This window comes from Mycobacterium sp. E2733 (genome assembly GCF_001667585.1).
Lineage (GTDB): Bacteria > Actinomycetota > Actinomycetes > Mycobacteriales > Mycobacteriaceae > Mycobacterium.
In genome coordinates this window covers 43,116-66,782 of record NZ_LZJZ01000122.1, presented here as the reverse complement: position 1 = coordinate 66,782, position 23,667 = coordinate 43,116, and the positions used below count along the sequence as shown (strand labels likewise).

General features: G+C 68.3%; 31 protein-coding genes. 13 read left to right on the top strand and 18 right to left on the bottom strand.

All coding sequences use genetic code 11. The features are described 5' to 3' along the window. A complete protein-coding gene (lexA, locus tag A5678_RS22290; RefSeq protein ID WP_068046923.1) occupies positions 1-699 on the bottom strand; it encodes a transcriptional repressor LexA in 699 nt (232 codons plus the stop codon). A gap of 289 nt (positions 700-988) precedes the next feature. Here lexA and A5678_RS22285 point away from each other — a divergent pair, with 289 nt between their 5' ends. The 3 genes from A5678_RS22285 to A5678_RS22275 all read left to right on the top strand — a co-directional run bounded on the left by A5678_RS22285 (position 989) and on the right by A5678_RS22275 (position 2,629). Further along, the gene (locus tag A5678_RS22285; protein ID WP_068046920.1) at positions 989-1,483 is read left to right on the top strand and encodes a LysM peptidoglycan-binding domain-containing protein; all 495 of its coding nucleotides are present in this window, start codon (positions 989-991) and stop codon (positions 1,481-1,483) included. A gap of 104 nt (positions 1,484-1,587) precedes the next feature. Further along, a complete protein-coding gene (gene nrdR, locus A5678_RS22280; protein ID WP_068046917.1) occupies positions 1,588-2,052 on the top strand; it encodes a transcriptional regulator NrdR in 465 nt (154 codons plus the stop codon). Positions 2,053-2,146: 94 nt separating this feature from the next. Next, the gene (locus A5678_RS22275) at positions 2,147-2,629 is read left to right on the top strand and encodes a peroxynitrite isomerase (protein WP_068046914.1); all 483 of its coding nucleotides are present in this window, start codon (positions 2,147-2,149) and stop codon (positions 2,627-2,629) included. Between the two features lie 11 nt (positions 2,630-2,640). Here the strand turns inward: A5678_RS22275 and A5678_RS22270 are convergent, their stop codons facing one another. From A5678_RS22270 to A5678_RS22260, 3 genes are read right to left on the bottom strand one after another with little or no spacing between them, the layout of a single operon-like run. After that, a complete protein-coding gene (locus tag A5678_RS22270; protein WP_068046911.1) occupies positions 2,641-3,327 on the bottom strand; it encodes a PhzF family phenazine biosynthesis protein in 687 nt (228 codons plus the stop codon). A gap of 36 nt (positions 3,328-3,363) precedes the next feature. Continuing rightward, entirely contained in the window at positions 3,364-4,395 is a 1,032-nt protein-coding gene (locus A5678_RS22265; RefSeq protein WP_068046909.1) for an alpha/beta fold hydrolase, read from the bottom strand. A 43-nt stretch (positions 4,396-4,438) separates the two neighbouring features. Continuing rightward, a complete protein-coding gene (locus A5678_RS22260; protein ID WP_068046906.1) occupies positions 4,439-5,413 on the bottom strand; it encodes a proteasome assembly chaperone family protein in 975 nt (324 codons plus the stop codon). Between the two features lie 198 nt (positions 5,414-5,611). Between A5678_RS22260 and A5678_RS22255 the strand changes: the two genes are divergently transcribed. Then, positions 5,612-6,451 (top strand): serine protease, encoded by an 840-nt coding sequence (locus tag A5678_RS22255; RefSeq protein ID WP_068046902.1) that lies wholly within the window; start codon positions 5,612-5,614, stop codon positions 6,449-6,451. Here A5678_RS22255 and sthA read toward each other — a convergent pair. Then, complete coding sequence (gene sthA, locus A5678_RS22250; protein WP_068046899.1) at positions 6,448-7,863, bottom strand: Si-specific NAD(P)(+) transhydrogenase; 1,416 nt, start codon at positions 7,861-7,863, stop codon at positions 6,448-6,450. The two genes, A5678_RS22255 and sthA, sit on opposite strands and share 4 nt — an antisense overlap. A 111-nt stretch (positions 7,864-7,974) precedes the next feature. On the opposite strand from sthA, the gene A5678_RS22245 reads away from it, so the two are divergent. Beyond that, the gene (locus A5678_RS22245; RefSeq protein WP_068046896.1) at positions 7,975-9,033 is read left to right on the top strand and encodes a DUF4192 domain-containing protein; all 1,059 of its coding nucleotides are present in this window, start codon (positions 7,975-7,977) and stop codon (positions 9,031-9,033) included. An 8-nt stretch (positions 9,034-9,041) separates the two neighbouring features. Here the strand turns inward: A5678_RS22245 and A5678_RS22240 are convergent, their stop codons facing one another. The 3 genes from A5678_RS22240 to A5678_RS22230 all read right to left on the bottom strand — a co-directional run bounded on the left by A5678_RS22240 (position 9,042) and on the right by A5678_RS22230 (position 11,351). Further along, complete coding sequence (locus A5678_RS22240) at positions 9,042-9,731, bottom strand: metal-dependent transcriptional regulator (protein ID WP_068046893.1); 690 nt, start codon at positions 9,729-9,731, stop codon at positions 9,042-9,044. 126 nt (positions 9,732-9,857) lie between these two features. Further along, positions 9,858-10,850: a sigma-70 family RNA polymerase sigma factor SigB gene (gene sigB / locus A5678_RS22235; protein WP_255396935.1), complete on the bottom strand. Its 993-nt coding sequence runs from the start codon at positions 10,848-10,850 to the stop codon at positions 9,858-9,860. Between the two features lie 105 nt (positions 10,851-10,955). Beyond that, the gene (locus A5678_RS22230; protein WP_068046888.1) at positions 10,956-11,351 is read right to left on the bottom strand and encodes a DUF3099 domain-containing protein; all 396 of its coding nucleotides are present in this window, start codon (positions 11,349-11,351) and stop codon (positions 10,956-10,958) included. A 63-nt stretch (positions 11,352-11,414) separates the two neighbouring features. Here A5678_RS22230 and A5678_RS22225 point away from each other — a divergent pair, with 63 nt between their 5' ends. Beyond that, the gene (locus A5678_RS22225) at positions 11,415-11,654 is read left to right on the top strand and encodes a DUF3039 domain-containing protein (protein WP_068046885.1); all 240 of its coding nucleotides are present in this window, start codon (positions 11,415-11,417) and stop codon (positions 11,652-11,654) included. Here the strand turns inward: A5678_RS22225 and A5678_RS22220 are convergent. Beyond that, positions 11,651-12,646 (bottom strand): YihY/virulence factor BrkB family protein, encoded by a 996-nt coding sequence (locus tag A5678_RS22220; RefSeq protein WP_068046882.1) that lies wholly within the window; start codon positions 12,644-12,646, stop codon positions 11,651-11,653. The two genes, A5678_RS22225 and A5678_RS22220, sit on opposite strands and share 4 nt — an antisense overlap. Positions 12,647-12,711: 65 nt before the next feature. Further along, positions 12,712-12,897: a hypothetical protein gene (locus A5678_RS26765; protein WP_082945686.1), complete on the bottom strand. Its 186-nt coding sequence runs from the start codon at positions 12,895-12,897 to the stop codon at positions 12,712-12,714. A gap of 136 nt (positions 12,898-13,033) precedes the next feature. Between A5678_RS26765 and A5678_RS22215 the strand changes: the two genes are divergently transcribed. Then, positions 13,034-13,399 (top strand): DUF952 domain-containing protein, encoded by a 366-nt coding sequence (locus A5678_RS22215; protein ID WP_068046880.1) that lies wholly within the window; start codon positions 13,034-13,036, stop codon positions 13,397-13,399. Here A5678_RS22215 and A5678_RS22210 read toward each other — a convergent pair. From A5678_RS22210 to ppgK, 3 genes are all read right to left on the bottom strand, one after another. Continuing rightward, positions 13,348-13,761: a Rid family hydrolase gene (locus A5678_RS22210; RefSeq protein ID WP_068046878.1), complete on the bottom strand. Its 414-nt coding sequence runs from the start codon at positions 13,759-13,761 to the stop codon at positions 13,348-13,350. The genes A5678_RS22215 and A5678_RS22210 overlap by 52 nt on opposite strands. 102 nt (positions 13,762-13,863) lie before the next feature. Further along, entirely contained in the window at positions 13,864-15,366 is a 1,503-nt protein-coding gene (locus A5678_RS22205) for an RNA polymerase sigma factor (RefSeq protein WP_082945685.1), read from the bottom strand. A 176-nt stretch (positions 15,367-15,542) separates the two neighbouring features. Then, complete coding sequence (gene ppgK / locus A5678_RS22200; protein WP_068046871.1) at positions 15,543-16,352, bottom strand: polyphosphate--glucose phosphotransferase; 810 nt, start codon at positions 16,350-16,352, stop codon at positions 15,543-15,545. A gap of 103 nt (positions 16,353-16,455) precedes the next feature. On the opposite strand from ppgK, the gene A5678_RS22195 reads away from it, so the two are divergent. Then, a complete protein-coding gene (locus A5678_RS22195; protein WP_068046868.1) occupies positions 16,456-17,334 on the top strand; it encodes an inositol monophosphatase family protein in 879 nt (292 codons plus the stop codon). Positions 17,335-17,342: 8 nt separating this feature from the next. Here the strand turns inward: A5678_RS22195 and cei are convergent, their stop codons facing one another. After that, entirely contained in the window at positions 17,343-17,996 is a 654-nt protein-coding gene (gene cei, locus A5678_RS22190) for an envelope integrity protein Cei (RefSeq protein WP_068046866.1), read from the bottom strand. A 194-nt stretch (positions 17,997-18,190) separates the two neighbouring features. On the opposite strand from cei, the gene A5678_RS22185 reads away from it, so the two are divergent. Further along, the gene (locus A5678_RS22185; RefSeq protein WP_068046861.1) at positions 18,191-18,493 is read left to right on the top strand and encodes a DUF4193 domain-containing protein; all 303 of its coding nucleotides are present in this window, start codon (positions 18,191-18,193) and stop codon (positions 18,491-18,493) included. A 13-nt stretch (positions 18,494-18,506) separates the two neighbouring features. Here the strand turns inward: A5678_RS22185 and A5678_RS22180 are convergent, their stop codons facing one another. Beyond that, positions 18,507-18,992: a DUF3093 domain-containing protein gene (locus tag A5678_RS22180; RefSeq protein ID WP_068046858.1), complete on the bottom strand. Its 486-nt coding sequence runs from the start codon at positions 18,990-18,992 to the stop codon at positions 18,507-18,509. 25 nt (positions 18,993-19,017) lie between these two features. Here A5678_RS22180 and dut point away from each other — a divergent pair, with 25 nt between their 5' ends. Then, on the top strand, positions 19,018-19,482 hold the full coding sequence (gene dut, locus A5678_RS22175) for a dUTP diphosphatase (RefSeq protein WP_068046854.1): 465 nt from the start codon (positions 19,018-19,020) through the stop codon (positions 19,480-19,482). Beyond that, positions 19,482-20,237: a DUF3710 domain-containing protein gene (locus A5678_RS22170; protein ID WP_156747035.1), complete on the top strand. Its 756-nt coding sequence runs from the start codon at positions 19,482-19,484 to the stop codon at positions 20,235-20,237. The genes dut and A5678_RS22170 overlap by 1 nt, the downstream gene beginning before the upstream one ends. 11 nt (positions 20,238-20,248) lie before the next feature. On the opposite strand, the gene A5678_RS22165 is transcribed toward A5678_RS22170, so the two are convergent. Further along, a complete protein-coding gene (locus tag A5678_RS22165) occupies positions 20,249-20,950 on the bottom strand; it encodes an alpha/beta fold hydrolase (RefSeq protein WP_068046849.1) in 702 nt (233 codons plus the stop codon). A 138-nt stretch (positions 20,951-21,088) separates the two neighbouring features. Here A5678_RS22165 and A5678_RS22160 point away from each other — a divergent pair, with 138 nt between their 5' ends. Both A5678_RS22160 and A5678_RS22155 read left to right on the top strand, forming a co-directional pair. Continuing rightward, on the top strand, positions 21,089-21,457 hold the full coding sequence (locus tag A5678_RS22160; protein WP_068046846.1) for an OB-fold nucleic acid binding domain-containing protein: 369 nt from the start codon (positions 21,089-21,091) through the stop codon (positions 21,455-21,457). Positions 21,458-21,531: 74 nt separating this feature from the next. After that, a complete protein-coding gene (locus A5678_RS22155) occupies positions 21,532-22,176 on the top strand; it encodes a DUF3159 domain-containing protein (protein WP_068047113.1) in 645 nt (214 codons plus the stop codon). Between the two features lie 53 nt (positions 22,177-22,229). Here the strand turns inward: A5678_RS22155 and A5678_RS22150 are convergent, their stop codons facing one another. Continuing rightward, positions 22,230-22,907: a TrkA family potassium uptake protein gene (locus tag A5678_RS22150; RefSeq protein ID WP_068046843.1), complete on the bottom strand. Its 678-nt coding sequence runs from the start codon at positions 22,905-22,907 to the stop codon at positions 22,230-22,232. Between the two features lie 11 nt (positions 22,908-22,918). Continuing rightward, entirely contained in the window at positions 22,919-23,587 is a 669-nt protein-coding gene (locus tag A5678_RS22145; protein ID WP_156747034.1) for a TrkA family potassium uptake protein, read from the bottom strand. Positions 23,588-23,667: the final 80 nt, after the last annotated feature.

The window sequence follows — 23,667 nt, the reverse complement described above, 5'->3', positions numbered from 1 at the left end:
CTAGACCTTGCGGATCACCGTGACGACCTTGCCGAGCACGGTGGCGTCGTTGCCGGGAATGGGGTCGAACGCCGGGTTGTGCGGCATCAGCCACACCTGACCGCCCGCCCGCTTGAACGTCTTGACCGTGGCCTCCCCGTCGAGCATGGCCGCGACGATGTCGCCGTTGTCGGCGACGTTCTGCTGGCGCACCACCACCCAGTCGCCGTCGCAGATCGCCGCCTCGACCATGGAGTCGCCGACGACCTTGAGCAGGAAGAGCGTGCCCTCGCCGACCAGCTCGCGCGGCAGCGGGAAGACGTCCTCGACGGCCTCCTCGGCGAGGATGGGTCCACCGGCCGCGATGCGGCCGAGGACCGGCACGAACGTCGGCTCCGGCAGGGCGTCCGAGCCGGCGACGTCGGTGGTGCGCGCCGCCACCTCGTCGTCGGCGCCGCGGACGTCGACCGCCCGCGGGCGGTTCGGGTCGCGGCGCAGGTATCCCTTGCGCTCCAGCGTGCGGAGCTGATGAGCCACCGAGGAGGTCGACGTCAGACCGACGGCGTCGCCGATCTCCCGGATGCTCGGCGGGTAACCGCGACTGGTGACCGACGCGCGAATGACGTTCAGAATCGTGCGCTGCCGTTCGGTCAGCGATGAATCCACGGCGTGCAGCCGACCGTCCGCGTCGGCCGATGAGGTGTCGTTGCTGTCGCTCATGGCACTGAATGTAACCCCACAGCGCCCGAGAATCAAACATGTGTTCGACTAGCGTGTCGCGTTGCTCGCGGCCGCTGGACCGACCCGCCGGCGTCGTTAATCACAAAGGTGTAACTCTTCGGCAGATCGGGTATTTCAGCCGCATGTCAGCTCTGGCGACCCCGGACTTGTCGGTGGGGTGGTCTAGCGTTCGACTCGTGCGACATGCTTCGCTCACATGTTCGGGTTTCGAACACACGAGCGATATAGTCGAACAGCTGAGCGAATCAAGTTGACCGGAGGAACGCAGATGACCACTATCCACACGCTGGCGCCACGCATCAGCTGCCCTCGGCGTCCGGTCAACGGACCGGTTGTGGGGCTTCGTTACGGCCGGGGCGGGCTGGCCCGTTCCCGCCGGCCCGGTCCGGCGAGGCCGGCGGGCGCGCCCACGCGCTACTACGGCACCGGCGTCGCGATGTCCGTCGCGCCCCATCGCAAGCGTCCCGTCACGCTGGCCACCACCGTTTGGCTGGCGCTGGCCGCCGGTGCGATCACCCTGTGGCTGGGCCTCGTCGGGAACGTCGGTCAGGTGCTCAACGGCGACGCCGGGAGTTCGGCCGCTCACGTACCCGACCGGTTGGCCGTGGTTCGTGTCGAGGCGGGGGAGTCGCTGCAAGACGTCGCTCACCGGGTGGCGCCCGACGCGCCGGCACGCCAGGTCGCCGACCGCATCCGCGACCTCAACGACATGAAGTCGCCGAACCTGATGGCGGGCCAGACCCTGATCGCTCCGGTCGGCTGACGGCCGCTTTCGCGGGGGCCGGCAACATTCGCCGCGCAGGTGAGCGCACGGGTACGCTCGTGCTGCGGTACCTGGTTGTTTGTCGGCGCGGCGAAGGAGCGGCCATGCATTGCCCGTTCTGCCGTCATCCCGATTCCCGGGTGATCGACTCGAGGGAAACCGATGAAGGGCAGGCCATCCGGCGCCGCCGATCGTGTCCCGAGTGCGGGCGGCGTTTCACCACCGTGGAGACCGCGGTGCTGGCCGTGGTCAAGCGCAGCGGGGTCACCGAACCCTTCAGCAGGGAGAAGGTCATCAGCGGTGTCCGCCGGGCCTGCCAGGGCCGTCAGGTGGATGACGATGCGCTGAACCTGCTGGCCCAACAGGTCGAGGACACCGTGCGTGCCGCGGGTTCCCCGGAGGTCGCGAGTCACGAGGTCGGGCTGGCCATCCTCGGCCCGCTGCGCGACCTCGACGAAGTGGCTTACCTGCGGTTTGCGTCGGTGTACCGCTCTTTTGAGTCCGCGGACGATTTCGAGCGCGAGATCAAGGCGCTGCGCGAACACCGCCAGGTGACAACACCCAGCTGACGGCCGGGCTTAAGCCGTCTGCGCCTGTCCGGATTGCCCGGGCTCACAGCAGGCCGTCGCGGCCCGCATCGTCGCCGGGCCTAGGCTCGGTTTCATGCCCACCGACTTACATCCCGATCTCGAGGCACTGGCACCACTTCTGGGAACTTGGGCCGGCCGAGGTGCGGGCGAGTACCCCACGATCCAGCCCTTCGACTACCTCGAAGAGGTGGTCTTCTCTCACGTCGGGAAACCGTTCCTGGCCTACGCGCAAAAGACCAAGGCGCCCGACGGCAAGCCGTTGCACGCCGAGACCGGGTACCTTCGCGTGCCGCAGCCCGGTCACGTCGAACTGGTGCTGGCGCACCCGAGCGGCATCACCGAAATCGAGGTCGGCACGTATTCGGCCACCGACGGCCTGATCGAAATCGAGCTGTCCACCACGGACGTCGGACTGACCCCGACCGCCAAAGAGGTGAACGCGCTTGGCCGTTCCTTCCGCATCGACGGCGACGAACTTTCGTATTCGGTGCAGATGGGCGCGGTCGGGCAGCCCTTGCAGCACCACCTCGCCGCGGTGCTGCGCCGGCGGCGCTGAGCCGCCCAGGGTCAGTTCAGGTGCGTCACACCGTCATTGACTACGCGTCCGGCCACCCCCACCCAGCCCTCGGCATTCCACGTCGTCTCGATCATCGATCCCTTGCCCTGGGTGACGTGTAGGTCGCGGCTGAGGTAGTCGGTGATTCGCATCGCTGCGGAGCCGGTCGCCTCGTCTTCCGGCACACCGAGGTTGGCGGCGAACATGCGGGCGCGTACCGATCCTGCGGCCCGGTCGGTCCACGACCACAGGTAGTGCGCCGTGTCGTCGGAAAAATCCCCCGGGTCGGCGGCCAGAAGCGTTTCGGCCGAATCGAATTCGTGGAGAGCGACCTCGGGCGCCCACTCCGAGCGTGCGCTGATGCCGGTGAGGTCGGCGACGTAGCTCACCTGCACGAGGCCGGCCGACACCTGCAGCGTGTTGATCGGCCTACCGTTCTCCCGCAGCCACCACGAGGCCCCGACGGTGGGGTGCCCGGCGAACGCAATCTGGATCAGTGGGGTGTAGATGGTGGCGTGCGCGGTGGTCGACCCGGCGGCGGGGATATCGACGAAAACCGTTTCGCTGTAGCCCAATTGAGTTGCCAGCCGTTGCCGGTCGGCGGGCTCGACCTGGGCGGCGTCCACGACGCCGAGCGGATTGCCGAAATTCCCCGCCGAATCGGTGAACACCCGCAGCACGGTGACGTCGATACCCATGGCCCGACTTTACGGCCCCGGACGCGGCCGCGGGGTTCAGGTAGCGCTGCGTTCGTCGGACCCCATGGCGTTCAGCACGGCGACGCGGGTGGGGGCGGGGCCGGTGACGGCCTTCTCGCCGCCGCCGCTGCGGAGCAACTCGCGCAGGGCGGCCTGGTCGTGTTCGGCGGGCGCGGTGGTGTCGACGAAGCGTTCGACCACGTCGATGAAGCGGGCCGGGTCGTCGTGGAAGGGGAAGTGGCCGGAGCCCTGGAAGATTTCCAGGCGGGAGCCGGGCATCGCGGCGTGCGCCATCCATGCATGACGAACGGGCACGACCACATCCTTGGTGCCCCAGACGATCTGCACCGGGATGGCTTCGGTCAAATAGCACCGGTCGAGCATGGTGACGATCTGCCCGCGCCAGTCCACCACCGCCCGCAGGGTGCGGCTGAATGCCGCCGACGCCGTCGGCTCCGGCAGGTCGTCGAGGATCCGCAGCACGTTGGGCAGGTCGCGGCCCAGGCCGGTCGATCCGATCGCCAGGCCCGCGATCCGTCCGGCCAGCTGCACCGCCGGCAGCACCAGGGGCAGCCGCAGCAACGCCAGGGCCTCGCTGCCCATCGGCAAGGATGCCAGCCGGAAGGCGACGTTGACGTCCTTGGTGACGCCCCCGGCCGCGACCAGGATCAGCCGGTCGACCAAATGCGGGAACTGGTAGGCGAATTGCATGGCCACCCCGCCGCCCAGCGAATGACCGACCACCGTCACCCGCTCGATGTCGAGCACGCTGAGCAGGTCGCGCATCCCGTTGGCGTAGGCGGCGACCGAGTAGTCGGCGCGCGGCTTGTCGGATCGCCCGTGGCCCAACAGGTCCGGGGCGATGACCGTGAACCGCTGAGCGAGCTTGGCCTGCACGGTATTCCACGTGGTGGAGTTGTCACCGATGCCGTGGACCAGCAGGATAGCCGGCCCGTCACCGGCGATCCGATACGCCCGCTGGTAGCCGTGGATGGTGCGGAATTCCAGCCGAGGGGCGCTGACCTCGCGCACCGGGCGGAGGCTGCTCTTGCGCTTCCGCTCGGTCATGTCGCCACCTTGGTGTCGGGCCGGGCGAGGCCGGGCGGAAAGGTCAGGCCTGGTCGTCGTCGCCGCGCTTCTTCTCCGCCTCCTGGGCGAGGAACCGCTCAAACTCTGCGCCAAGCTCGTCGCCGCTAGGCAGGTCCTCGTCGCGAGTTAGTAACGACCTGTTCTCCTGAGCGTCGATGAAGGCATCGTACTGGCGCTCAAGCGCGGTCACCACTTGAGCAACCTCCGCGCTCGCCTCGACCTGCTCGTCGATCTTGGTTCGGATCACCGCCGCGGCTTCGGTCAATGCCGTCAGCGGCAGCTCGAGCGACGCGATCTTGGCCACTTGCTCGAGCAACGCCTCGGCGGCCGCCGGGTAGTCGGTCTGCGTCAGGTAGTGCGGCACGTGCACGGTGTAGCCGACGACCTCGTGGCCGTGCTGGGCCATCCGGTATTCCAGCAGATTGGACGCGCTGCCGGGGACCTGGATTTCCGCGATCCAAGGCGTGAACTCGGCGATCAACTCGGGGTTGTTGGAGTGCGCGGTCATCGTGATCGGGCGCGTGTGCGGAACCGCCATCGGCACGGTGCCCAGGCCGATGGTCTGGCGCACGTTGAGGCGCTCGGCCAGCAGCCGGACCGCGGTGATGAAGCGCTCCCACTTCAGGTCCGGTTCCATTCCGGCGAGCAGCAGGAACGGGGTGCCGATGGTGTCGCGCAAGGCGTACAGGCTCAGTTCCGGGTCGTCGTAGTTCGTGAAGTGGTCGGTCTTGAAGGTCATCAGGGGCCGCCGCGACCGGTAATCCAGCAATTCGTCGATCGCGAAGGACGCGACCAGCTCGGAGTCCAAAGCCGACTTCAGATGCGACGAGGCCAGCCGGATCGCGTGACCGGCATCCGAGAAACCCTCCAACGCGTGCACCAGCACCGGGCCGCGGCCGTCCGACGTCGACAACTGCGGCGCGGGCAGCTCGAGCTCGTACATGCCGGCCTGTCCCGGCTGGTAGTGCTGCTCCTGCGGGTCCTCATCGTGAGCCATCGGAATCGCCTCCTCTCGGGGGGTTTCTCCAGGGTGCCCTACCAGTGTCCCCCGAATCGGTGGGCACCAATATCAAACAGCGACGTGAAGTTCGGGTTTAATCCGGAAGCGAACATGTCGGGGGTGGCTCGTGGGTTTTGGCCGGAGGCGGGGACGCGTACGACGCGTCGGAATCTGCTCGCTGCGCAGGTGTCGGGCATGATGAAACCGATGCGCGTACCGACCCTGATGCTGTGCCTGGTGGTCGCCGTGGCGACGTCACTGACGTCGTGCAAGCGGCCGCCGGGTGATCGTGCGTCGGCCCCTCCGGCGGCCCCGCCGCGGAGCAGCGCGCCGGTGCAGCGGCTCGGCCAGCCCCAGCAAAAGGCGGTGGCGGGCCCGGTGGACCCGGACAAGCGCGTCGGCGCCATCTTCATCGACGGCGGTCCGCTGCACGTATGCACGGGCTCGGTGGTGCATTCCGCGGGCGGCAACCTGATGATGACCGCGGCGCACTGCCTGGCCGGCGCCTCCAAGATCACCTTCGTGCCGGGTTTCGTCGGCGACGCGCCCCCCGCGCCGGCCGATGTGTGGAAGGCGGACGCCGTCTACCTCGACCCCCGCTGGACCGCCAGCAAGGATCCCAACGCCGACTACGCGGTCGCACGGCTGAGCAACGACGCCGGGGTTTCGGTCGAGTCGCACGCCGGCCTGGCGCTGACGCTGGGCACGACGCCGCCGCCGGGAAGTCACGTCACCGTGATGGGCTACCCGGCCGGCGTCGGTGGCGCGCCGATCGGGTGTCAGGCCAGCACGTCGTTGACCGAGGCCGGCTTTCCCTCGTTCCCGTGCGAGGGGCTGGTGGACGGCACCAGCGGCGCGCCCTGGGTCAGCGGCACCACGCTGACCGGGGTGATCGGTGGTTTCGAGCGCGGCGGGTGCGCCGCGAACGTGTCCTACTCGGCACCGTTCGACGCGCATACCGCGCAGCTGCTGGCCCGCGCGGACGCCGGCGGCCCCGGCGACCCGGTTCCCGGGGAGCTCGACGACAGCTGTTAGCGGCGGAACTGGTTGAGCGCGCGCACTTTGTTCATCACGTCGAGCGCGGCGACCTTGTAGGCCTCGGAAAAAGTCGGGTAGTTGAACACGGCGTCCACCAGGTATTCGACGGTTCCGCCGCAGCCCATGACGGCCTGCCCGATATGCACCATCTCGGTGGCGCTGGTGCCGAAGATGTGCACGCCCAGCAGCTTGAGATCGTCGGTGGACACCAGCAGCTTGAGCATGCCGTAGGAGTCGCCGGCTATCTGGCCGCGCGCCAGTTCCCGGTACCTGGCCACACCGACCTCGTAGGGGATCGCGTTCTTCGTCAGCTCGACCTCGGTGGCGCCCACGTAGGAGACCTCGGGGATGGAGTAGATGCCGATCGGCTGCAGTTCGGTGATGCCGTCGGTCGGCTCCCCGAAGGCGTGGTAGGCCGCCAGCCGGCCCTGTTCCATGGAGGTCGCCGCCAGCGCGGGGAAGCCGATCACGTCGCCGACGGCGTAGATGTGCGGCACCTTGGTCTGGAAGAAGTCGTCGACGAAGATGCGGCCGCGGTTGTCGGCCTCCAGCTCGGCGTTGTGCAGGTCGAGGTGGTCGGTCTGGCCCTGCCGCCCGGCGGAATACATCACCGTCTCGGCGGGGATCTGCTTGCCGCTGGCCAAGGTGGTGACGGTGCCCGCCGAGCCGACGTCGACCGCGGTCACTTCCTCTCCGAACCGGAACGTCACCGCCAGGTCGCGCAGGTGGAACTTCAGCGCCTCCACGACCTCGGGGTCGCAGAAGTCCAGCATGTCGCTCCGCTTCTCCACGACGGTGACCTTGGTGCCCAGGGCGGCGAACATCGAGGCGTATTCGATGCCGATGACGCCGGCGCCGACCACCACCATCGAGGCGGGCAGCGATTTGAGGTCGAGGATCCCGTCGGAGTCGAGCACCCGCTCCTCGTCGAACTCGACGCCGGACGGCCGCGCGGGCCGGGTGCCGGTGGCGATGACGATGTATTTGCCGGAGATGGTTACCTTTTCGCGGCGGGACGGGTCTTCGACCTCGATGGTGTGCGCGTCGACGAAACGGCCGTGGCCCAGCAACAGGTCGATGCGGTTGCGCATCAGCTGGTTGCGCACCACGTCGACTTCCTTGCCGATCACGTGTTGGGTGCGGGCCAGCAGGTCGGCCGGGGTGATCTTCTCTTTGACGCGATAGCTCGCGCCGTAGAGTTCGCGTTGGCTCATCCCGGTGAGGTAAAGGACGGCCTCGCGCAACGTCTTTGACGGGATGGTGCCAGTCTGCACGCACACCCCACCGAGCATCTGGCCGCGTTCGACGACCGCAACCGACTTGCCGAGCTTGGCCGAGGCGATGGCGGCCTTCTGGCCGCCGGGCCCCGAACCGATGACCACCATGTCGTACTCTTGCGCCGAACTCATGGGCTAACAGTAGATCAGCAGAACTCACAGTGCCCGGTTCATTCACAGGCGCGGGATTCCATCCGTTGTCCCGAGCACCGACCGACGGTGGGGCCCGTCAGCGTGGTGCCCATGACGACGCATCGACCTGACTTCAAGCTGAACCGACCCGGCGCCCTCATCGCCGCGCTGCCGGCCGTCCTCGGCTTCGTTCCCGAAAATTCATTGGTTTTGGTGTCTTTGGATGGTGGCGACCTGGGAGCGGTGATGCGGGTCGACCTTTCCGACGAGCTCGCCGCGCGGGTCGGACGCCTCGCGGAGGTCGCCGCCGCGGCCCGGCCCGACGCCGCAATCGCGGTGATCGTCGACGCGGAGGGGGCGCACTGCCCGTCCTGCAACGAGGATCACCGGCTGGTGTGCGACGCGCTCGCAAAGTCGTTGTCCGGGCACGGTATCGAGCTGTGGGCGGCGCACGTGGTGGACCGGGTCGCCCTCGGCGGGCGCTGGCAGTGCGTGGACGGTTGCGGTTCGAGCGGCCTCGTCGACGATCCGTCGGCGTCGCCGCTGGCGGCCGCGGCGGTGCTCGACGGCAGGCGGCTGTACGCGCGCCGCGCCGACCTGCAGGCCGTCGTCGCTGTCGAGGACACTGCGCGCAGCGCCGAGTTGACCGCCGTGATCGACCGGCAGGAGACCAGGCGCGGCGCCTCCCACCGCGCCGATCCGGCTCGCTGCGCCCGCGCCGACGTGAAGCACGCGCTGGCGACCGCATCCCGTGTGGCCGCCGGCCATACACTGACCGCGGCCCAGCTGGCGAAGCTGGGCTGTGCCCTCAGCGACGCGCAGGTGCGCGACATCCTCTACGCCCTAGCGGTCGGCGAGAAGAGCGACGAGGCCGAGTCGTTGTGGGCGCTGCTGGCTCGCACCCTGCCCCCGCCCTGGCGGGTGGAGGCGCTGGTGTTGCTTGCGTTCAGCGCCTACGTCCGGGGCGACGGGCCCCTGGCCGGGGTATCGCTGGAGGCCGCGCTGCGCTGCGAGCCCGGGCATCGGATGGCGGGCATGCTGGACACGGCCTTGCAGTCGGGGCTACGGCCCGAGGACATCCGAGAACTGGCGCTTACCGGCTACCGGCTGGCCAAAGAGCTGGGTGTGCGGTTACCGCCGCGACGGCCCTCGGGGCGCCGGGCGTGCTAGCCCGAGGGTCAGACCTTCTCGACCTTGACGGCGTGCGCCATCTCGTGCGGCAGGGTGACGTTCTCGTGGCCTGGGATGACGATGGTGACACCGGCGGGCCCCGTCTCGACCGTCACCCGGGCGTTGGGCACGACGCCGGCGTCCTTCAGGCGGGTGATCAGGTCGATGTCACCTTGCACGTGCTCGGTCAGTTGGCGGACGACCACCGCCACCGGCGAGCCGGGCGGCAACTCGGTCAGCCGGACGAGGTTGGCGTCGTCGGCGCCGGAGTCGGGGCCGACGCCCAGGTCCAACAGCCCCGGGATCGGGTTGCCAAAGGGGGAGGTGGTCGGGTGGTTGAGCACCTTCACCAGCCGCCGCTCGACGTCCTCGCTCATCACGTGCTCCCACCGGCATGCCTCGGCGTGCACTTCCTCCCAGGGCACCCCGATGACGTCGACGAGCAATCGCTCGGCGAGACGGTGCTTGCGCATGACGGAGATGGCGAGCGCCCGGCCCTTGTCGGTGAGCTCGAGGTGGCGGTCGCCGGCGACGTGGAGCAGCCCGTCACGCTCCATACGGGATACGGTTTGGCTGACGGTCGGCCCGCTCTGGTCGAGGCGCTCGGCGATGCGCGCACGCAGCGGGGTCACGCCCTCTTCTTCCAGGTCGTAGATGGTCCGCAAGTACATCTCGGTGGTGTCAACCAGGTCGTTCATTCAGCACCTTCCATCGACGCCGAGTCTACTTGGCCAGCTGCGCGAATGGGTGCAACGTTGGCCCGACAAGCAGTATGCCCGCCGCGTGCGCGGCGGGCATACCGTCTGCTACCTAGCTGGGGGTCCTTAGCTTGCGTACGACCGTAGCCGGTCGGCGCGCTCGCCGTGGCGGAGTTTGGACATTACGTCCCGCTCGATCTGCCGGACCCGCTCGCGCGAGAGGCCGAACAGCTTGCCGATCTGATCGAGGGTGCGTGGCTGGCCGTCGTCCAGGCCGAAGCGCAGCCGGATCACCTGGTGCTCGCGCTCGTCGAGAGTGGCGAGCACGCTGCGGATGTCGGTGTGCAGCAGCTCGGCGATCACCGCGTTCTCGGCGGACATCGCCTCGGCGTCCTCGATGAAATCGCCCAGCGGGGCCTCTTCTTCGGAGCCGACCGGCATGTCCAGGCTTACCGGGTCGCGGCTGTGCTCGAGCAGGTCGTTGATCTTCTCGACCGGGATGCCGGACTCGGCCGCGAGTTCCTCGTCGGTGGCCTCGCGGCCCAGGTTCTGGTGCATCTCCCGCTTGATCCGCGCCAGCTTGTTGACCTGCTCGACCAGGTGCACCGGCAGGCGGATGGTGCGGCTCTGGTCGGCCATGCCACGGGTGATGGCCTGGCGGATCCACCACGTCGCATAGGTGGAGAACTTGAATCCCTTTGTGTAGTCGAACTTCTCCATCGCGCGGATCAAGCCCAGGTTGCCCTCCTGGATCAGGTCCAGCAGCGGCATCCCGCGACCCGTGTAGCGCTTGGCCAGCGAGACCACCAGGCGCAGGTTGGCTTCCAGCAGGTGACGCCGCGCGGCCTGTCCATCACGCGCGACGGCCTCGAGGTCGCGTCGGCGGCTCTCGCCGAGGCGCTTACGAGTTTCGAGCAGATGCTCGGCATAGAGCCCAGCCTCGATGCGCTTGGCCAGTTCAACCTCGCCCGCCGCGTTCAGCAGCGCCGTCTTACCGATGCCATTGAGATATACGCGCACGAGGTCCGCGGCGGGGCTTTGAGCATCCAGATCGCCATCAAATCTGCTCGTGCTGGCGTTCGCCATAGCGACCTCCCGTTCGGCTTGTACTGTCGTCAAGTTCAACGACGCATCAGCCCTGAGAGTTCCCAGCCCTTTGTCACCTCACACGTCTTGACGTGCAGAAATGTGGCGTCGACCTGAGAATGTCCTGAGAAGTGCGGACTATTCCCAGCCCTGCGGGCCGGTGGGCCAGCTCGAGTGCGGTTGGCGGGGCGGTTCGATCGCTGGCCGCTCGGCACTCGGGAACAGCGGCGTTCGCCGCCGGGCATCGTCGAACCGCCGCGGTTCGTCGGAGCGGCGTGGTGGCCGGTCGTTGGCGATCAGGACCGCCATCCACGGCAGTGGGATCGACACGGCCACGATCGCGAGTGAGATCAGACCGTTGTGCCAGGCGCCGTACGCCAGCGCGGCCAGGATCAGCGCCGGGATCCGGAACCCCATCAGCGTCAAGTATTTCCGGACCCGCGCGCGGTGCTGCTCTTCGTAGGAGGGTGCTGCGGCGGTGATGAGCACCGGCCGGCCCTCATCGTCGAACCCCAGATCGGATTCGCGCTTCATTTCTCCACTCTCCCACACCCGACCGATTCCGGCAGGAGCGAGTTACGGGGCACAATGTCACGTATGGAGACCCAGACGATCGAGCGCACCGAGACCGACGAACGCGTCGACGACGGGACGGGCAGCGATACGCCGAAGTACTTCCACTACGTCAAGAAGGACAAGATCGCCGAGAGCGCGGTCATGGGCAACCACGTGGTGGCGTTGTGCGGGGAGGTCTTTCCCGTCACCAAGGCGGCCAAGCCGGGCTCGCCGGTCTGCCCGGATTGCAAGCAGATCTACGACCGGATGAAGAAGGACTAGGTCAGCCGCGACGGCTCAGCCGTCAGCGTCGCGTTATCGGCGGGCGCCGGCTCCGGTGCCGAACCCGTCGGACCCCTCAGCACCGGCACGCGGGATTCCAGCCACTTGCGCAGCCGGTGGGCGTGCGTCTTCGGGGCCGGGAACTCCTCCTGGATCGAGGCGTTGAGTTCGGCGCCGAGCATGACCGCGAAGCCGCCGAAGAACGCAAACAGCAGGAACGCGATTGGTGTGGCCAGCGCCCCGTAGGTGTAGCCGGTGCTGGTGATCCAGCGCAGGTAGACCCGGAGGCCCAGCGTGGCGATCAGGAAGACGGCCGTGGCGAGCACGGCGCCGAAGACCAGCCGGTGCGTCGGGAGGGGTTCGGGCAGCGCCACCCGGTACAGGATGACCACCCCGACCAGCAGGCCGAGGATCAGCGCCGGGTAGTAGCCGTAGCGCAGGACGTTGGCCAGGTCGTAGGGGATGTGTTCGCTCACCTTGCGCGGACCCACCACCAACACCGGCGCCGCTCCCACCACGAACACCAGCATCACCACGTAGAGGAACAGGGCGAAGAGTCGCTGTCGCACGGGGTGCCGCAGCGGAGTCTGGTCGTGCGCCTCCACCACGGCATCGACGTAGGCCGAGATTGCCGACGATCCCGCCCACATCGAGATCAGGAAGCCGACCGACACCACCTCGCCACGCGCATTGGCGGTGACGTCACGGATGGTCGGCTCGATGATCTCGTTGACGACGCTGGGCGAGAAGAAGCTGCGGATCGCGGAGGTGATGCTCTTCTCGACCGCCGTCAACGTGTCGGGCCCGAACAGCGGCGCCACGTAGGCCAGGCTACCCAGCATTCCCAACAGCAGTGGCGGCAGCGACAGGGCCGACCAGAAGCCCGCCTGCGCGGACTCGGAAAAGATGGAATCGTCCCAGCTTTTCGTCAGAGTCCTCAGACTGAGTCGCCAGACGTGATGGCGCGACGGCTTTGCGACTTGATCGCTCATACCCGTCCAGCATTACCGAAGACTGCCCCACTGGCCCACATTGGCGGTGGGTGAGTTCGGCGGACCTAGCTTCCGCTGACCTCCAGGACGGCGGACAACTCGGTCAGTTTCGCCTCGTGCTCGTTGGCGTGATGCTGGCAGAAGAGAAGCTCAGCTCCGGAAGGCAGCTTCGCACGGACTCGAGCAGCGGCACCGCAGCGATCGCAGCGGTCCGCACGGGTTAGCTCGGGACTGGTCAGAGTTGCATTCATGGCTTCTCCGTTCTTGCTTTCTTTCACTCTCTCAGACGTATGGGGTTTTCGCGTTGTTCCCTGATCGTTATCGGGTGTGTCGTTTCTCACGGCCTGTAAACGTTTCGTTTCCGCCGCATCTCTAATGTGTTCATCCATGACTTCCGCTCCTGACCTGCTGGTACATCTGTGTGGGGTCGACGAGTGGTCCCGTGCCCGTGCGTGCGGTGAGATCCGCCCCGACGAGTCCGGCGGCGGCCGGTTCATCCATCTGTCGACACCCGGGCAGGTTCACCTGCCCGCGAACCGGCTCTATCGGGGCCGCGATGACGTGGTGCTACTGCACATCGACCCTGCGCGGCTGGACTCCGAAGTGCGTTGGGAGCCAGGCGTTGCAACGGATCCGGAGTCGATGCTGTTCCCGCACCTGTACGGTCCGCTGCCCACCGACGCTGTGATACGAATCACCGCTTACCGCCCAGCGCCCGACGGAACGTTCCCGCCCGTCGGCGAGTCCACGTAGGCGTCGGCTTCGATCTCGACCAACAGCTCGGGTGCGATCAGCGCGGACACCTGCACCATGGTGGCCGCGGGACGGATGGCACCGAAGACCTGCGCGTGTACCGCCGCGACCTCACGCCAGCGAGAGATGTCGGTGACATAGATGCGGGTGCGGACCACGTCGGTGAGTGCCGCGCCCGCCTGTGCGAGCGCAATCTCGATGCGGTGCAAGGCATCTCGCGCCTGGGCCGCGATGTCCCCGGCCGCACCGGCGCCGGTTGTTCCGGCCACCGACACGTGCGGGCCGACCCGGACCGCGCGCGAATAGCCGACGACCGCTTCGAACTCCGAGTCGGATGACACCACTGTGCGGTTGGCTGACATGGGAGTCACCGTACGACGGCGCGGGCGCCCGCGCGACGCATTTTTCCGTGCGCGCTGAGTGTCCTTGCGCGCCAACAGGTCCGGTGCGGCCGGCCGGAGGTTCTAGTCGAGGTAGTCGCGCAAGACCTGGGAACGGCTGGGGTGGCGCAGCTTTGACATCGTCTTCGACTCGATCTGACGGATGCGCTCGCGGGTGACGCCGTAGACCTGGCCGATCTCGTCGAGGGTGCGCGGCTGGCCGTCGGTGAGGCCGAAGCGCAGCCGTACTACGCCGGCCTCGCGCTCCGACAGCGTCTCCAGCACCGACTGCAACTGGTCTTGCAGGAGGGTGAACGACACCGCGTCGACGGCCACCACGGCCTCGCTGTCCTCGATGAAGTCACCCAGCTGGCTGTCGCCCTCGTCGCCGATGGTCTGGTCCAGCGAGATCGGCTCACGGGCGTATTGCTGGATCTCCAGCACCTTTTCGGGCGTGATGTCCATTTCCTTGGCCAGCTCTTCGGGCGTGGGCTCGCGGCCCAGGTCCTGCAGCAGCTCGCGCTGGATGCGGCCCAGCTTGTTGATCACCTCGACCATGTGCACCGGGATGCGGATGGTGCGGGCCTGGTCGGCCATGGCGCGGGTGATGGCCTGGCGGATCCACCACGTCGCGTAGGTGGAGAACTTGTAGCCCTTGGTGTAGTCGAACTTCTCGACCGCACGGATCAGGCCCAGGTTGCCCTCCTGAATGAGGTCGAGGAACGCCATCCCACGGCCGGTGTACCGCTTGGCCAGCGACACCACGAGGCGCAAGTTGGCTTCCAGGAGATGGTTTTTCGCGCGATCGCCGTCGCGGCAGATCCACATCATGTCGCGGCGCTGAGCCGCGGGCAGCTTGTCGCCGCGCTCGGCCATCTCGGCCATCAGCTGCGTGGCGTACAGGCCGGCTTCGATCCGCTTCGCCAGCTCGACCTCTTCCTCGGCGTTGAGCAGCGCCACCTTGCCGATCTGCTTGAGGTACGCGCGAACCGAGTCGGCGGAAGCGGTGAGTTCGGCGTCCTTGCGCGCCTGCCGCAGCGCCTCGGACTCGTCTTCGTCCCACACGAAATCGCCGGAAGCCTTGTCCTTTTCGGAGGGCTCGGCGATTTCCTCGTCCTCGTCGGCGGGAGCCGCGGTGGCCACGGCGGCCGGGGCGGCGGCCTCTTCGTCGCTGTCGTCGGGATCGGGTGGGTCGACGTCGGCGTCGTCGCCGTCGGTCGCGGCGTCATCCTCCAGGTCGTCCAGGCTCAGGTCGCCGGCGTCGATCTCGAGGTCTTCGCCGGGCTCGGCGTCGAGCTCCGCGTCGTCGAGATCCTCGACGGCCTCGAGTTCGACATCGGAATCGGCCGGAGCGGCCTTGGCCGCTTTGGTCCCGCGGCCCGACGGTGCCTTGGGGGCCCGGGTCTTCTTCGTGTCGGAAGTGGCCGCGGCGTCGGCCGCGCGTGCCGGGGCCTTGGCGGCGCGCTTCGCGGGTGCGGAGCCATGAGCGGCCTTGGCCGCCGAGCGCTTAGCGGGGGAGGACGGAGACTTCGTGGCGGTCCGTTTCACCGGCGCTTCGGTTGCCGGGCTTGCCTTGGTCGCTGCCACTTACACCCCTTCGTTTGGACTCACCTTCGGTGGGTATTGGGCATGGTTAACCGAAAGTGTCTGCTATGTCGATGTCGGCGTTGGATCAGCGTGGGTGTTTGCACGCTATCGTTCGGGCGGTCGCCGATCACCATTGTAACGACAGTGAGCGGTCGAACGGCTCCGCCGGGCGAAAATCAGTGCGTCACGTCGGAGGTGGAGGCCATGGCCGCGCCGACTATCCCGGCGGTGTTGAGCAGGGCCGCAGCCACCACCGGGGTGCGATTTTCGAGCAGCGGTAGCCACTTGTCGGCCTTGCGGCTGATGCCACCCCCGGCGATGAAGAGGTCCGGCCACACCGCGTTCTCGATGGCCACCAGCACCCGGGTGACCTGCGTGGCCCACCTTTCGTAGCTCCAATTGTTCTTCTCTTTGACCGATGACGCCGCCCGCTGCTCGGCCTCTTTGCCGCCGACCTCGAGATGCCCTAACTCGGTGTTTGGTATCAACGTGCCGTTGTGAATGACCGCGGAGCCGATTCCCGTGCCGAACGTCAGCAACACCACCAGACCGGTCTGATTTCTGCCGGCCCCGTAGTGCTCCTCGGCCAGCCCCGCAGCGTCGGCATCGTTGAGCACCGTGACGTCCTGGCCGTCCAACTCCGCGCTGATGATGTCGCGCGCGTTGCTGCCGATCCACGACTTGTCGACATTGGCCGCCGTCTGGACGACACCGTGGGTGACGACCCCCGGATAGGTCACCCCGAGCGGACCGGTCCAGCCGAACGCGTTGACCACCTCGGCGATGGTTTTGGCAACCGCGGCCGGCGTTGCCGGCTGCGGGGTCAACAGTTTGATCCGCTCGCCGATCAACTGCCCGGTGTCCATGTCGACGATCCCGCCCTTGATGCCGCTGCCGCCGACGTCGACGCCGAATCCCCGCCGCTGTGGGGTGCCGACGGCGGCGCCGGTGCCGGGCGTATCCGTGGTCGAGTCGGTGCTGGTCATCGAAGCTCCTGGACGTGGCTGAGGCTGTCCGCCCACCTTAGCCCGGCGCCGACGCGCCTACGGGGTATCTGCGGGGCCGTGCCGCCTGTGATGCGATAGACCGGTGACCCGAGGAGATGACGAGCCCGCCCGGTTGCGCACGGTGGCCGAATCACTGGCCACGGAGGCCGCCGCGTTCGTGCGGCGTCGCCGCGCCGAGGTGTTCGGCGAAGCCGCGGCGAGCGCGCAACTTCCAGGCGACGGCGCGGTGCGGTCGAAGAGCACCCCCACCGATCCGGTGACCGTGGTCGACACGGAGACCGAACGCCTGCTGCGGGACCGGCTGGCTGAATTACGGCCCGGTGACCCGATTCTCGGCGAGGAGGGCGGCGGCCCGGCCGACCCGGCGGGCACCCCCGCGGGCGCGGTCACCTGGGTGCTCGATCCCATCGACGGCACGGTGAACTTCGTCTACGGCATCCCGGCGTACGCGGTGTCCGTCGGTGTGCAAGTCGACCGCGTGTCGGTGGCGGGCGCGGTCGCCGACGTCGTCGCCGGCCGGGTGTACTCGGCGGCGACCGGCCTGGGCGCGCACGTCATCGACGATCAGGGGGTGTGGCCGTTGCGGTGCGCCGCGGTCGACGACTTGTCGATGGCGCTGCTGGGCACCGGTTTCGGGTACTCACGGCAGCGGCGGGCGACGCAGGCGGCGTTGTTGGCGCGGCTGCTGCCGGTGGTCCGCGACGTCCGCCGGATCGGTTCTGCGGCGCTGGATTTGTGCATGGTCGCGGCCGGCCGGCTCGACGCGTTCTACGAGCACGGCCTGCAGCCGTGGGATTGCGCCGCCGGCGCGCTGATCGCGGCGGAGGCGGGGGCGCGGGTTTCCTTGCCGGCCAACGACATTGAGGGCGCCGGACTGGTGCTGGCCGCCGCGCCGGGAATCGCCGACCAGTTGCTGGCCGCCCTGGACGAAATCGACGGCCTGGACCCGATTCTCGATTGACGCCGATGTCAGCAGCTGCTGGAGTGAATCTTGGTGAGCAGCGCGGGGTCTGACGGCTCGGTGGCGCCGGGGCGCAGTGTGGCCAGCACGGCGTCGATGTCGTCGTTGTGGGCCAGCGCGGTGAAGTCCGTGCCCAAGGCCAGGTCGACCGAGTCGTCGGCGCGGCTGTCGTTGAACAGCTCCATGCACGGCGCCACCAGCCAGACCGCGGCCGCGGTGGCTTGCCCGGCCGTACCGAACCGGATCTGGCCCTGGCAGGTCAGCCGGGTGCCGGCGTAGAGGGGATCGTTGGCGGCCGTCGGCTGGGCAAACCCGATGTCCTTCAGGGCGCCCGAGACGTCGCCGGCCTGCCCGCCGCGGCCGCTGGCGTTCAGCACGCGGACCTTGGTGTCGCTGAGTTTGGCGGGTGTGACGTCCATCATCGCGCTTCGCGACACCTGCTCACCGATCTGGGCCGGCGCCCCCGATCCGGCCCCTTGCGGCGGCGGGTTGCACACCGCGACCTCGTGCACCTTCGCCGGCCGGGTCAGCGCGATCGTCCACACCACGGCCGTCACCACCACGAGGAAAACGACCACGACGATGGCGGGGCGGGGATTGCGTCGCCGGAAGGGCCGACCGTGCTTGTCAAAGGCGGTACCCTCGGTGATTTGTGCGACCACAGGTGCACTCTAGTCGCACCCTAAACGCACTGTTCAAAGGCGAACGCAAGGGCCAAGATGGGTGTGTGACGTAAATCACACATTAACGGGTCGCGATCCGGGCACGAATCGTTTGGTGGATGCGTTCGACGCTGGTACAAAGCGATGCTTGAGATTACGAGGGCATGTAGAGGCAAAAGGGCAGGGGAAGAGATATGCCTACCGACTATGACGCTCCACGGCGCACCGAGACGGACGACGTCTCGGAAGACTCGCTGGAGGAGCTGAAAGCGCGACGCAACGAGGCGGCCTCGGCTGTGGTGGACGTCGACGAATCCGAAACCGCTGAATCTTTCGAGCTGCCTGGCGCCGACCTGTCCGGGGAGGAACTGTCGGTTCGCGTCATTCCGAAGCAGGCCGACGAGTTCACCTGCTCGAGCTGTTTCCTGGTGCAACACCGCAGCCGGCTGGCCAGCGAGAAGAACGGCCGGATGATCTGTACCGACTGCGCGGCTTGACCGGTCCGTCAGGTCAGCTGCGCAATGCCGACAGCACCCGCTCGGGGTGGCGGCAACTCACCAGCCAGTACGGCGTCGGGTCGTCCGGGTCGTCGAGCACGACCAGGATCATCGGCCCGATCCACGCCCGATGCAGCACATACGCCGCCGGATCGAGTTGGCGGCCCAGCGCCGCGGACTTGGCCGACGGGGCTACCGCCGCGGACCGGGCGATCACGGCGACCGGCAGGTGCGCCTCGCCGGCCCACAGTTCCACCCCGCCCGGGACGTTCGGGTCAGCCGTCACCCGGATCTCGACGCGGCCCAGCCACAACAGCGTTCCGACCGCAACCGCGAAAAGCGTTGCGTACGGCAGCCAGGACGGCCGGGGGGCCACACCCATGTTGACTTCGAAAGCGATCAGCCCCGCCAGCCCCAAGGCCAGCGGCCACCACCACCATGGCACCCACAGTCGTTCGCGATATCGCACACTGTGCGGCGCGACGCGCGTACCGGACACGCAGTCAAGGGTAATCTGTGGCCCCGTGTCGACCAGTCTCGCCATCGTCCGGCTTGATCCCGGGCTTCCACTGCCCACGCGCGCCCACCAGGGCGACGCCGGTGTGGACCTCTACAGCGCCGAAGACCTGAAGCTGGACCCCGGGCGACGCGCCCTGGTGCGTACGGGCGTGGCCGTCGCGATCCCGTTCGGCATGGTCGGGTTGGTGCATCCGCGTTCGGGATTGGCGTCGCGCGTGGGGCTTTCGATCGTCAACAGTCCGGGAACCATCGACGCGGGCTATCGCGGCGAGATCAAGGTCGCGCTGATCAACCTCGATCCGACCGAGCCCGTCGTCGTGCATCGCGGCGACCGCATCGCCCAGCTGCTCGTGCAGCGGGTCGAACTGGTCGAGCTGGTCGAGGTGTCGTCGTTCGACGAGGCCGGCCTGGCCGACACATCCCGTGGCGACGGTGGCCACGGTTCCTCCGGCGGACATGCGAGTTTGTGATGGCACTTAAGAGACGTTCAGGCAATGACGACAGTGACCAGCCGGTGGACGCGGAAGCTGCCGCCGACCCGATCGACGACGAGTTCGACGAAGAACTCGAGGGCCCGTTCGACATCGACGATTTCGACGACCCGTCGGTCGCGGAGTTGGCGCGCCTGGACCTGGGCTCGGTGCTGATTCCCATGCCGGAGGCGGGCCAGCTGCAGGTCGAACTGACCGAGACCGGCGTTCCGAGCGCCGTGTGGGTCGTCACGCCCAACGGGCGCTTCACCATTGCCGCGTACGCGGCACCGAAGACGGGCGGCCTGTGGCGCGAAGTGGCCAGTGAACTCGCCGAGTCCCTGCGCAAGGACTCGGCCAAAGTCAGCATCAAGGACGGCCCCTGGGGCCGCGAGGTGGTCGGCTCCGCCTCCGGTGCGGTGCGCTTCATCGGGGTCGACGGCTACCGCTGGATGATCCGCTGCGTCATCAACGGTCCCCACGAGACCATGGAAGCTCTCGAGCAGGAGGCGCGGGCGGCGTTGGCGGACACCGTTGTTCGCCGCGGTGACACACCGCTTCCGGTGCGCACGCCGTTGACCGTGCAGCTGCCCGAGCCGATGGCGCAGCAATTGCGGGAGGCCGCGGCCGCCCAGCAGGCCCAGCAACAAGGCGACGCGCAACAGGCCGCCGAGCCGGGCTCCAACGAGCCGGCGGCGCGTCGCAGCGTCGACGGCTCGGCCATGCAGCAGCTGCGCACCACCACCGGGGGCTGAGCGGAAACCCGCTAGCTCACCTCGGCGAGAGCGGCCAGGCACGCGGCGCCCAGTGCCGCCGGGTCTGAACCGATCTGGTCGAGCGTCACGGTGCGCAGCGCCGCCCGCGGCGCGGCGGCGACCCACTCCGCACCGACCTGGAGCGGATGGATGGGATCGTCGACGGCGGATGCCACGGCCAGTGGCACGGCCAGCCGGGCCAGCTCGGCATGGTTGGGCGCCACGTGGCCGGCGGCTTCGTCCATGGCGTCGGGCAGTTGGGGCCACTGGGCGCGCCACGAACGGGCCAGCTCGTCGGCCAGCCAGGGCGGGCTGGACGCCCGCATCTGGTTGGTCGTCGCCTCCAGTCCGTCAGCGCGCAGTTGCGACGCCGTGTGCCGAGCCGCGAGGGCCGCCGGCGCCGTTTCCGGCTCCCCGGCCCAGGCCGGCAGCGCGGCCAGGACGGCGACCGTCCGGTCCGGGTGGGCCAGTGCCCAGGCGACCGCCACCGCCGCGCCGATCGAGACGCCGCCGACGGCGATCGGGCCCGTGCGCGCGGCGGCATCCAAAGCGGACAGGTAGCCGTCGATCAACCGATCCGGGTTGGGCGGCGGGGTCACCAGCACGGCGCCGACCTCGCGCAGCGGACCGGAAAACGCCCGGCGAACGTAGTCGTCGTCGGACCCCGTGCCGGGCAGCAAGACGGTCGTGACACCGCGCAGATCGACAGCCATCCCCTGATAGTGCCCTGGCGTTCATTTGCGCTCCAACATCGGTGTTTGAGTCGGTTGGCGCGGGGGAACCAAGAGGTCTACGGTGTCCGTTGGCATAAATGGAAGCGCCAAGGCTTATCAGCATTGTCAGGAGGGGCCATGGGGGCCCAAGGATATCTGCGCCGGCTCACTCGGCGCTTGACGGAGGCTCCGGAGCAACGCGACTCCGAGGAGTTGTCCGACGAGGTCGCACTTACCGGCGCGCAACGAGTCGTCGATTGCGAGCGTGGCCAAGAGGTCACCATGGTCGGCACGCTGCGCAGCGTGGAATGTAACGGTAAGGCCTGCGCGGGCGGTGTCCGCGCCGAGCTGTTCGACGGCAGCGACACCGTCACTCTGGTCTGGCTGGGCCAGCGCCGGATCCCCGGCATCGACTCCGGCCGCAAGCTGCGGGTGCGGGGTCGGCTGGGCAAGCTGGAGAACGGAACCAAGGCCATCTACAACCCCCACTACGAAATTCAGCGGTGACCCGACCCGCCGATCGGGGGCCGAGTCCGGGACCCCGCGAGCCGGGCTCCGCCGAACCCGCGCCCGCCAGCCGCATCACACCGGAACGCCTGCTGGGACAAGTGGGCGGGGTCAGCGGTGTCATCTATTCGTCGCTGCCCGTTGTGATCTTCGTCATCGCTTCGAGCGTGGCCGGCCTGCTCGTGGCGATCGTGGCCGCGCTGGCCGTCGCCGCGCTGGTGTTGGTATGGCGGCTGATTCGCCGCGAATCCCCGCAACCGGCGTTCTCCGGTTTCTTCGGCGTCGCCATCTGCGCGCTGATCGCTTACATCGTGGGGGAGTCGAAGGGCTACTTCCTGCTGGGCATCTGGATGTCGTTGGTGTGGGCGGTGGTCTTCGCCGTATCGGTCGTCGTCCGACGGCCTCTGGTCGGCTACGCGTGGAGCTGGGCCAGCGGGCGTGGTCGCGGATGGCGCGACATTCCCCGGGCCGTCTACGCGTTTGACATCGCCTCGGTGTGCTGGGCGCTGGTGTTCGCCGCCCGGTTCGTCGTCCAGGGCCTGCTCTACGACGCCGACCAGACCGGTTGGCTGGCGGTCGCGCGGATCGCAATGGGGTGGCCGCTGACCGTGGCGGCCGCGCTGGCGACGTACGTGGCGATCAAGTCGGTGCAGCGTGCCCTGTCGGCGGGTGGTGGTGACACCGGCGTCGAGATCGAGGCCGATCCCGTCCGCGACTAGCGGTGATCGCAAGCGCGGCGAAGCCGGGCGCTGCGGGTCACCGCCATCGGGCCCTAGGCGTCCAGCGGCGGGCCGTCCGGCAGCAGCAGCTTGCGCAGGTCCTCTTCGACCTCCGCGACCGCGACGAAGAGCAGCTCGTCGCCGCCTTCCAGCGGCTCGTCCGCCTCGGGCACGATCACCCGCGGGCCGCGGAGGATCGTCACCAGCGAGGCGTCCCGGGGCAGTTGCAGGCGGCGCACCGGCTTGCCGCCCCAGGGGGTGTCGTCGGGCAGGGTGATCTCGACCAGGTTGGCCTGCCCCCGGCGGAATTCCATGAGCCGCACCAGATCACCGACGGCAACGGCCTCCTCGATGAGCGAGGCCAGCATGCGCGGTGTGGACACCGCCACATCCACGCCCCAGGCGTCGGTGAACAACCATTCGTTGCGGGGATCGTTGACCCGGGCTACCACCCGGGGCACCGCGAACTCGGTCTTGGCCAGCAAGCTGAGCACGACGTTGGCCTTGTCGTCGCCGGTCGCGGCCACCACCACGTCGAAGTCCTGCAGATGCACCGATTCCAGCAGGCTCAGCTCGCAGGCGTCGCCGAGCCGCCAGTGCGCGGCGGGGATGGCGTCGACGTCGATGTGGTCGGGGTTGCGTTCGATGAGTGTCACGTCGTGGCCGTTGCCGATGAGTTCGCGACTGACGGACCGGCCGACCGCGCCGGCCCCGGCGACAGCTACCTTCATGTTCGCCCCTCCTAACCGAGGTCTTCGCTGGGGGGCATGGCCGCGATGGCGATGGCCTCGGCAGCGCGGCCGGAGATCGCGGCGACGTAGACCTGATCGCCGGCCTGGATGACCATCTTGGGTTCCGGCAAGACGCCGGTACCGAACCGGATCAGGAACGCGACGCGGGCGCCGGTGGCCTGCTCGAGATCGGTGACCCGCTGCCCGATCCACTCCTCGTGCAGGACGACCTCGGCGACGACCACCGTGCCGGTCGGGTCGCGCCACTTGGCGGTCTCGGTGTCCCGAAGCAGCGCGTTGAGCAGGCGATCGGTGGTCCAGGGCACGGTGGCGATGGTGGGGATGCCGAGGCGTTCGTAGACCTCGGCGCGTTTGGCGTCGTAGATCCGGGCGACGACGCGCTTGACGCCGAACGTCTCCCGGGCCAGCCGCGCCGAGATGATGTTCGAGTTGTCCCCGGACGACACGGCGGCGAACGCGTCCGCCTCCTCGATGCCCGCCCTCAGCAGTACGTCCCGATCGAACCCCTGCCCCAACACCCGCTCCCCGGCGTACTCGGGGCTGAGCCTGTTGAAGGCGGTGCTGTCGCGGTCGATGACCGCGACGTCGTGGCCGATCCGCGATAGCCCGTCGGCCACCGAGGAACCGACCCGGCCGCAGCCCATCACCACTACTCGCACTTTCCGGTCCTCTCGGCTGCGTCCTGCGCCCTAATCGGCAACCCACGTCGGCCAGCCGATTTCGGGTCGGCAAACATTCT

What these genes read in the sequence shown, in the direction of transcription:
- lexA (WP_068046923.1), bottom strand. Translation starts at nt 699, where the DNA reads ATGAGCGACAGCAACGACACCTCATCGGCCGACGCGGACGGTCGGCTG.
- A5678_RS22285 (WP_068046920.1), top strand. Translation starts at nt 989, where the DNA reads ATGACCACTATCCACACGCTGGCGCCACGCATCAGCTGCCCTCGGCGT.
- nrdR (WP_068046917.1), top strand. Translation starts at nt 1,588, where the DNA reads ATGCATTGCCCGTTCTGCCGTCATCCCGATTCCCGGGTGATCGACTCG.
- A5678_RS22275 (WP_068046914.1), top strand. Translation starts at nt 2,147, where the DNA reads ATGCCCACCGACTTACATCCCGATCTCGAGGCACTGGCACCACTTCTG.
- A5678_RS22270 (WP_068046911.1), bottom strand. Translation starts at nt 3,327, where the DNA reads ATGGGTATCGACGTCACCGTGCTGCGGGTGTTCACCGATTCGGCGGGG.
- A5678_RS22265 (WP_068046909.1), bottom strand. Translation starts at nt 4,395, where the DNA reads ATGACCGAGCGGAAGCGCAAGAGCAGCCTCCGCCCGGTGCGCGAGGTC.
- A5678_RS22260 (WP_068046906.1), bottom strand. Translation starts at nt 5,413, where the DNA reads ATGGCTCACGATGAGGACCCGCAGGAGCAGCACTACCAGCCGGGACAG.
- A5678_RS22255 (WP_068046902.1), top strand. Translation starts at nt 5,612, where the DNA reads ATGATGAAACCGATGCGCGTACCGACCCTGATGCTGTGCCTGGTGGTC.
- sthA (WP_068046899.1), bottom strand. Translation starts at nt 7,863, where the DNA reads ATGAGTTCGGCGCAAGAGTACGACATGGTGGTCATCGGTTCGGGGCCC.
- A5678_RS22245 (WP_068046896.1), top strand. Translation starts at nt 7,975, where the DNA reads ATGACGACGCATCGACCTGACTTCAAGCTGAACCGACCCGGCGCCCTC.
- A5678_RS22240 (WP_068046893.1), bottom strand. Translation starts at nt 9,731, where the DNA reads ATGAACGACCTGGTTGACACCACCGAGATGTACTTGCGGACCATCTAC.
- A5678_RS22230 (WP_068046888.1), bottom strand. Translation starts at nt 11,351, where the DNA reads ATGAAGCGCGAATCCGATCTGGGGTTCGACGATGAGGGCCGGCCGGTG.
- A5678_RS22225 (WP_068046885.1), top strand. Translation starts at nt 11,415, where the DNA reads ATGGAGACCCAGACGATCGAGCGCACCGAGACCGACGAACGCGTCGAC.
- A5678_RS22220 (WP_068046882.1), bottom strand. Translation starts at nt 12,646, where the DNA reads ATGAGCGATCAAGTCGCAAAGCCGTCGCGCCATCACGTCTGGCGACTC.
- A5678_RS26765 (WP_082945686.1), bottom strand. Translation starts at nt 12,897, where the DNA reads ATGAATGCAACTCTGACCAGTCCCGAGCTAACCCGTGCGGACCGCTGC.
- A5678_RS22215 (WP_068046880.1), top strand. Translation starts at nt 13,034, where the DNA reads ATGACTTCCGCTCCTGACCTGCTGGTACATCTGTGTGGGGTCGACGAG.
- A5678_RS22210 (WP_068046878.1), bottom strand. Translation starts at nt 13,761, where the DNA reads ATGTCAGCCAACCGCACAGTGGTGTCATCCGACTCGGAGTTCGAAGCG.
- ppgK (WP_068046871.1), bottom strand. Translation starts at nt 16,352, where the DNA reads ATGACCAGCACCGACTCGACCACGGATACGCCCGGCACCGGCGCCGCC.
- A5678_RS22185 (WP_068046861.1), top strand. Translation starts at nt 18,191, where the DNA reads ATGCCTACCGACTATGACGCTCCACGGCGCACCGAGACGGACGACGTC.
- A5678_RS22170 (WP_156747035.1), top strand. Translation starts at nt 19,482, where the DNA reads ATGGCACTTAAGAGACGTTCAGGCAATGACGACAGTGACCAGCCGGTG.
- A5678_RS22165 (WP_068046849.1), bottom strand. Translation starts at nt 20,950, where the DNA reads ATGGCTGTCGATCTGCGCGGTGTCACGACCGTCTTGCTGCCCGGCACG.
- A5678_RS22160 (WP_068046846.1), top strand. Translation starts at nt 21,089, where the DNA reads ATGGGGGCCCAAGGATATCTGCGCCGGCTCACTCGGCGCTTGACGGAG.
- A5678_RS22150 (WP_068046843.1), bottom strand. Translation starts at nt 22,907, where the DNA reads ATGAAGGTAGCTGTCGCCGGGGCCGGCGCGGTCGGCCGGTCCGTCAGT.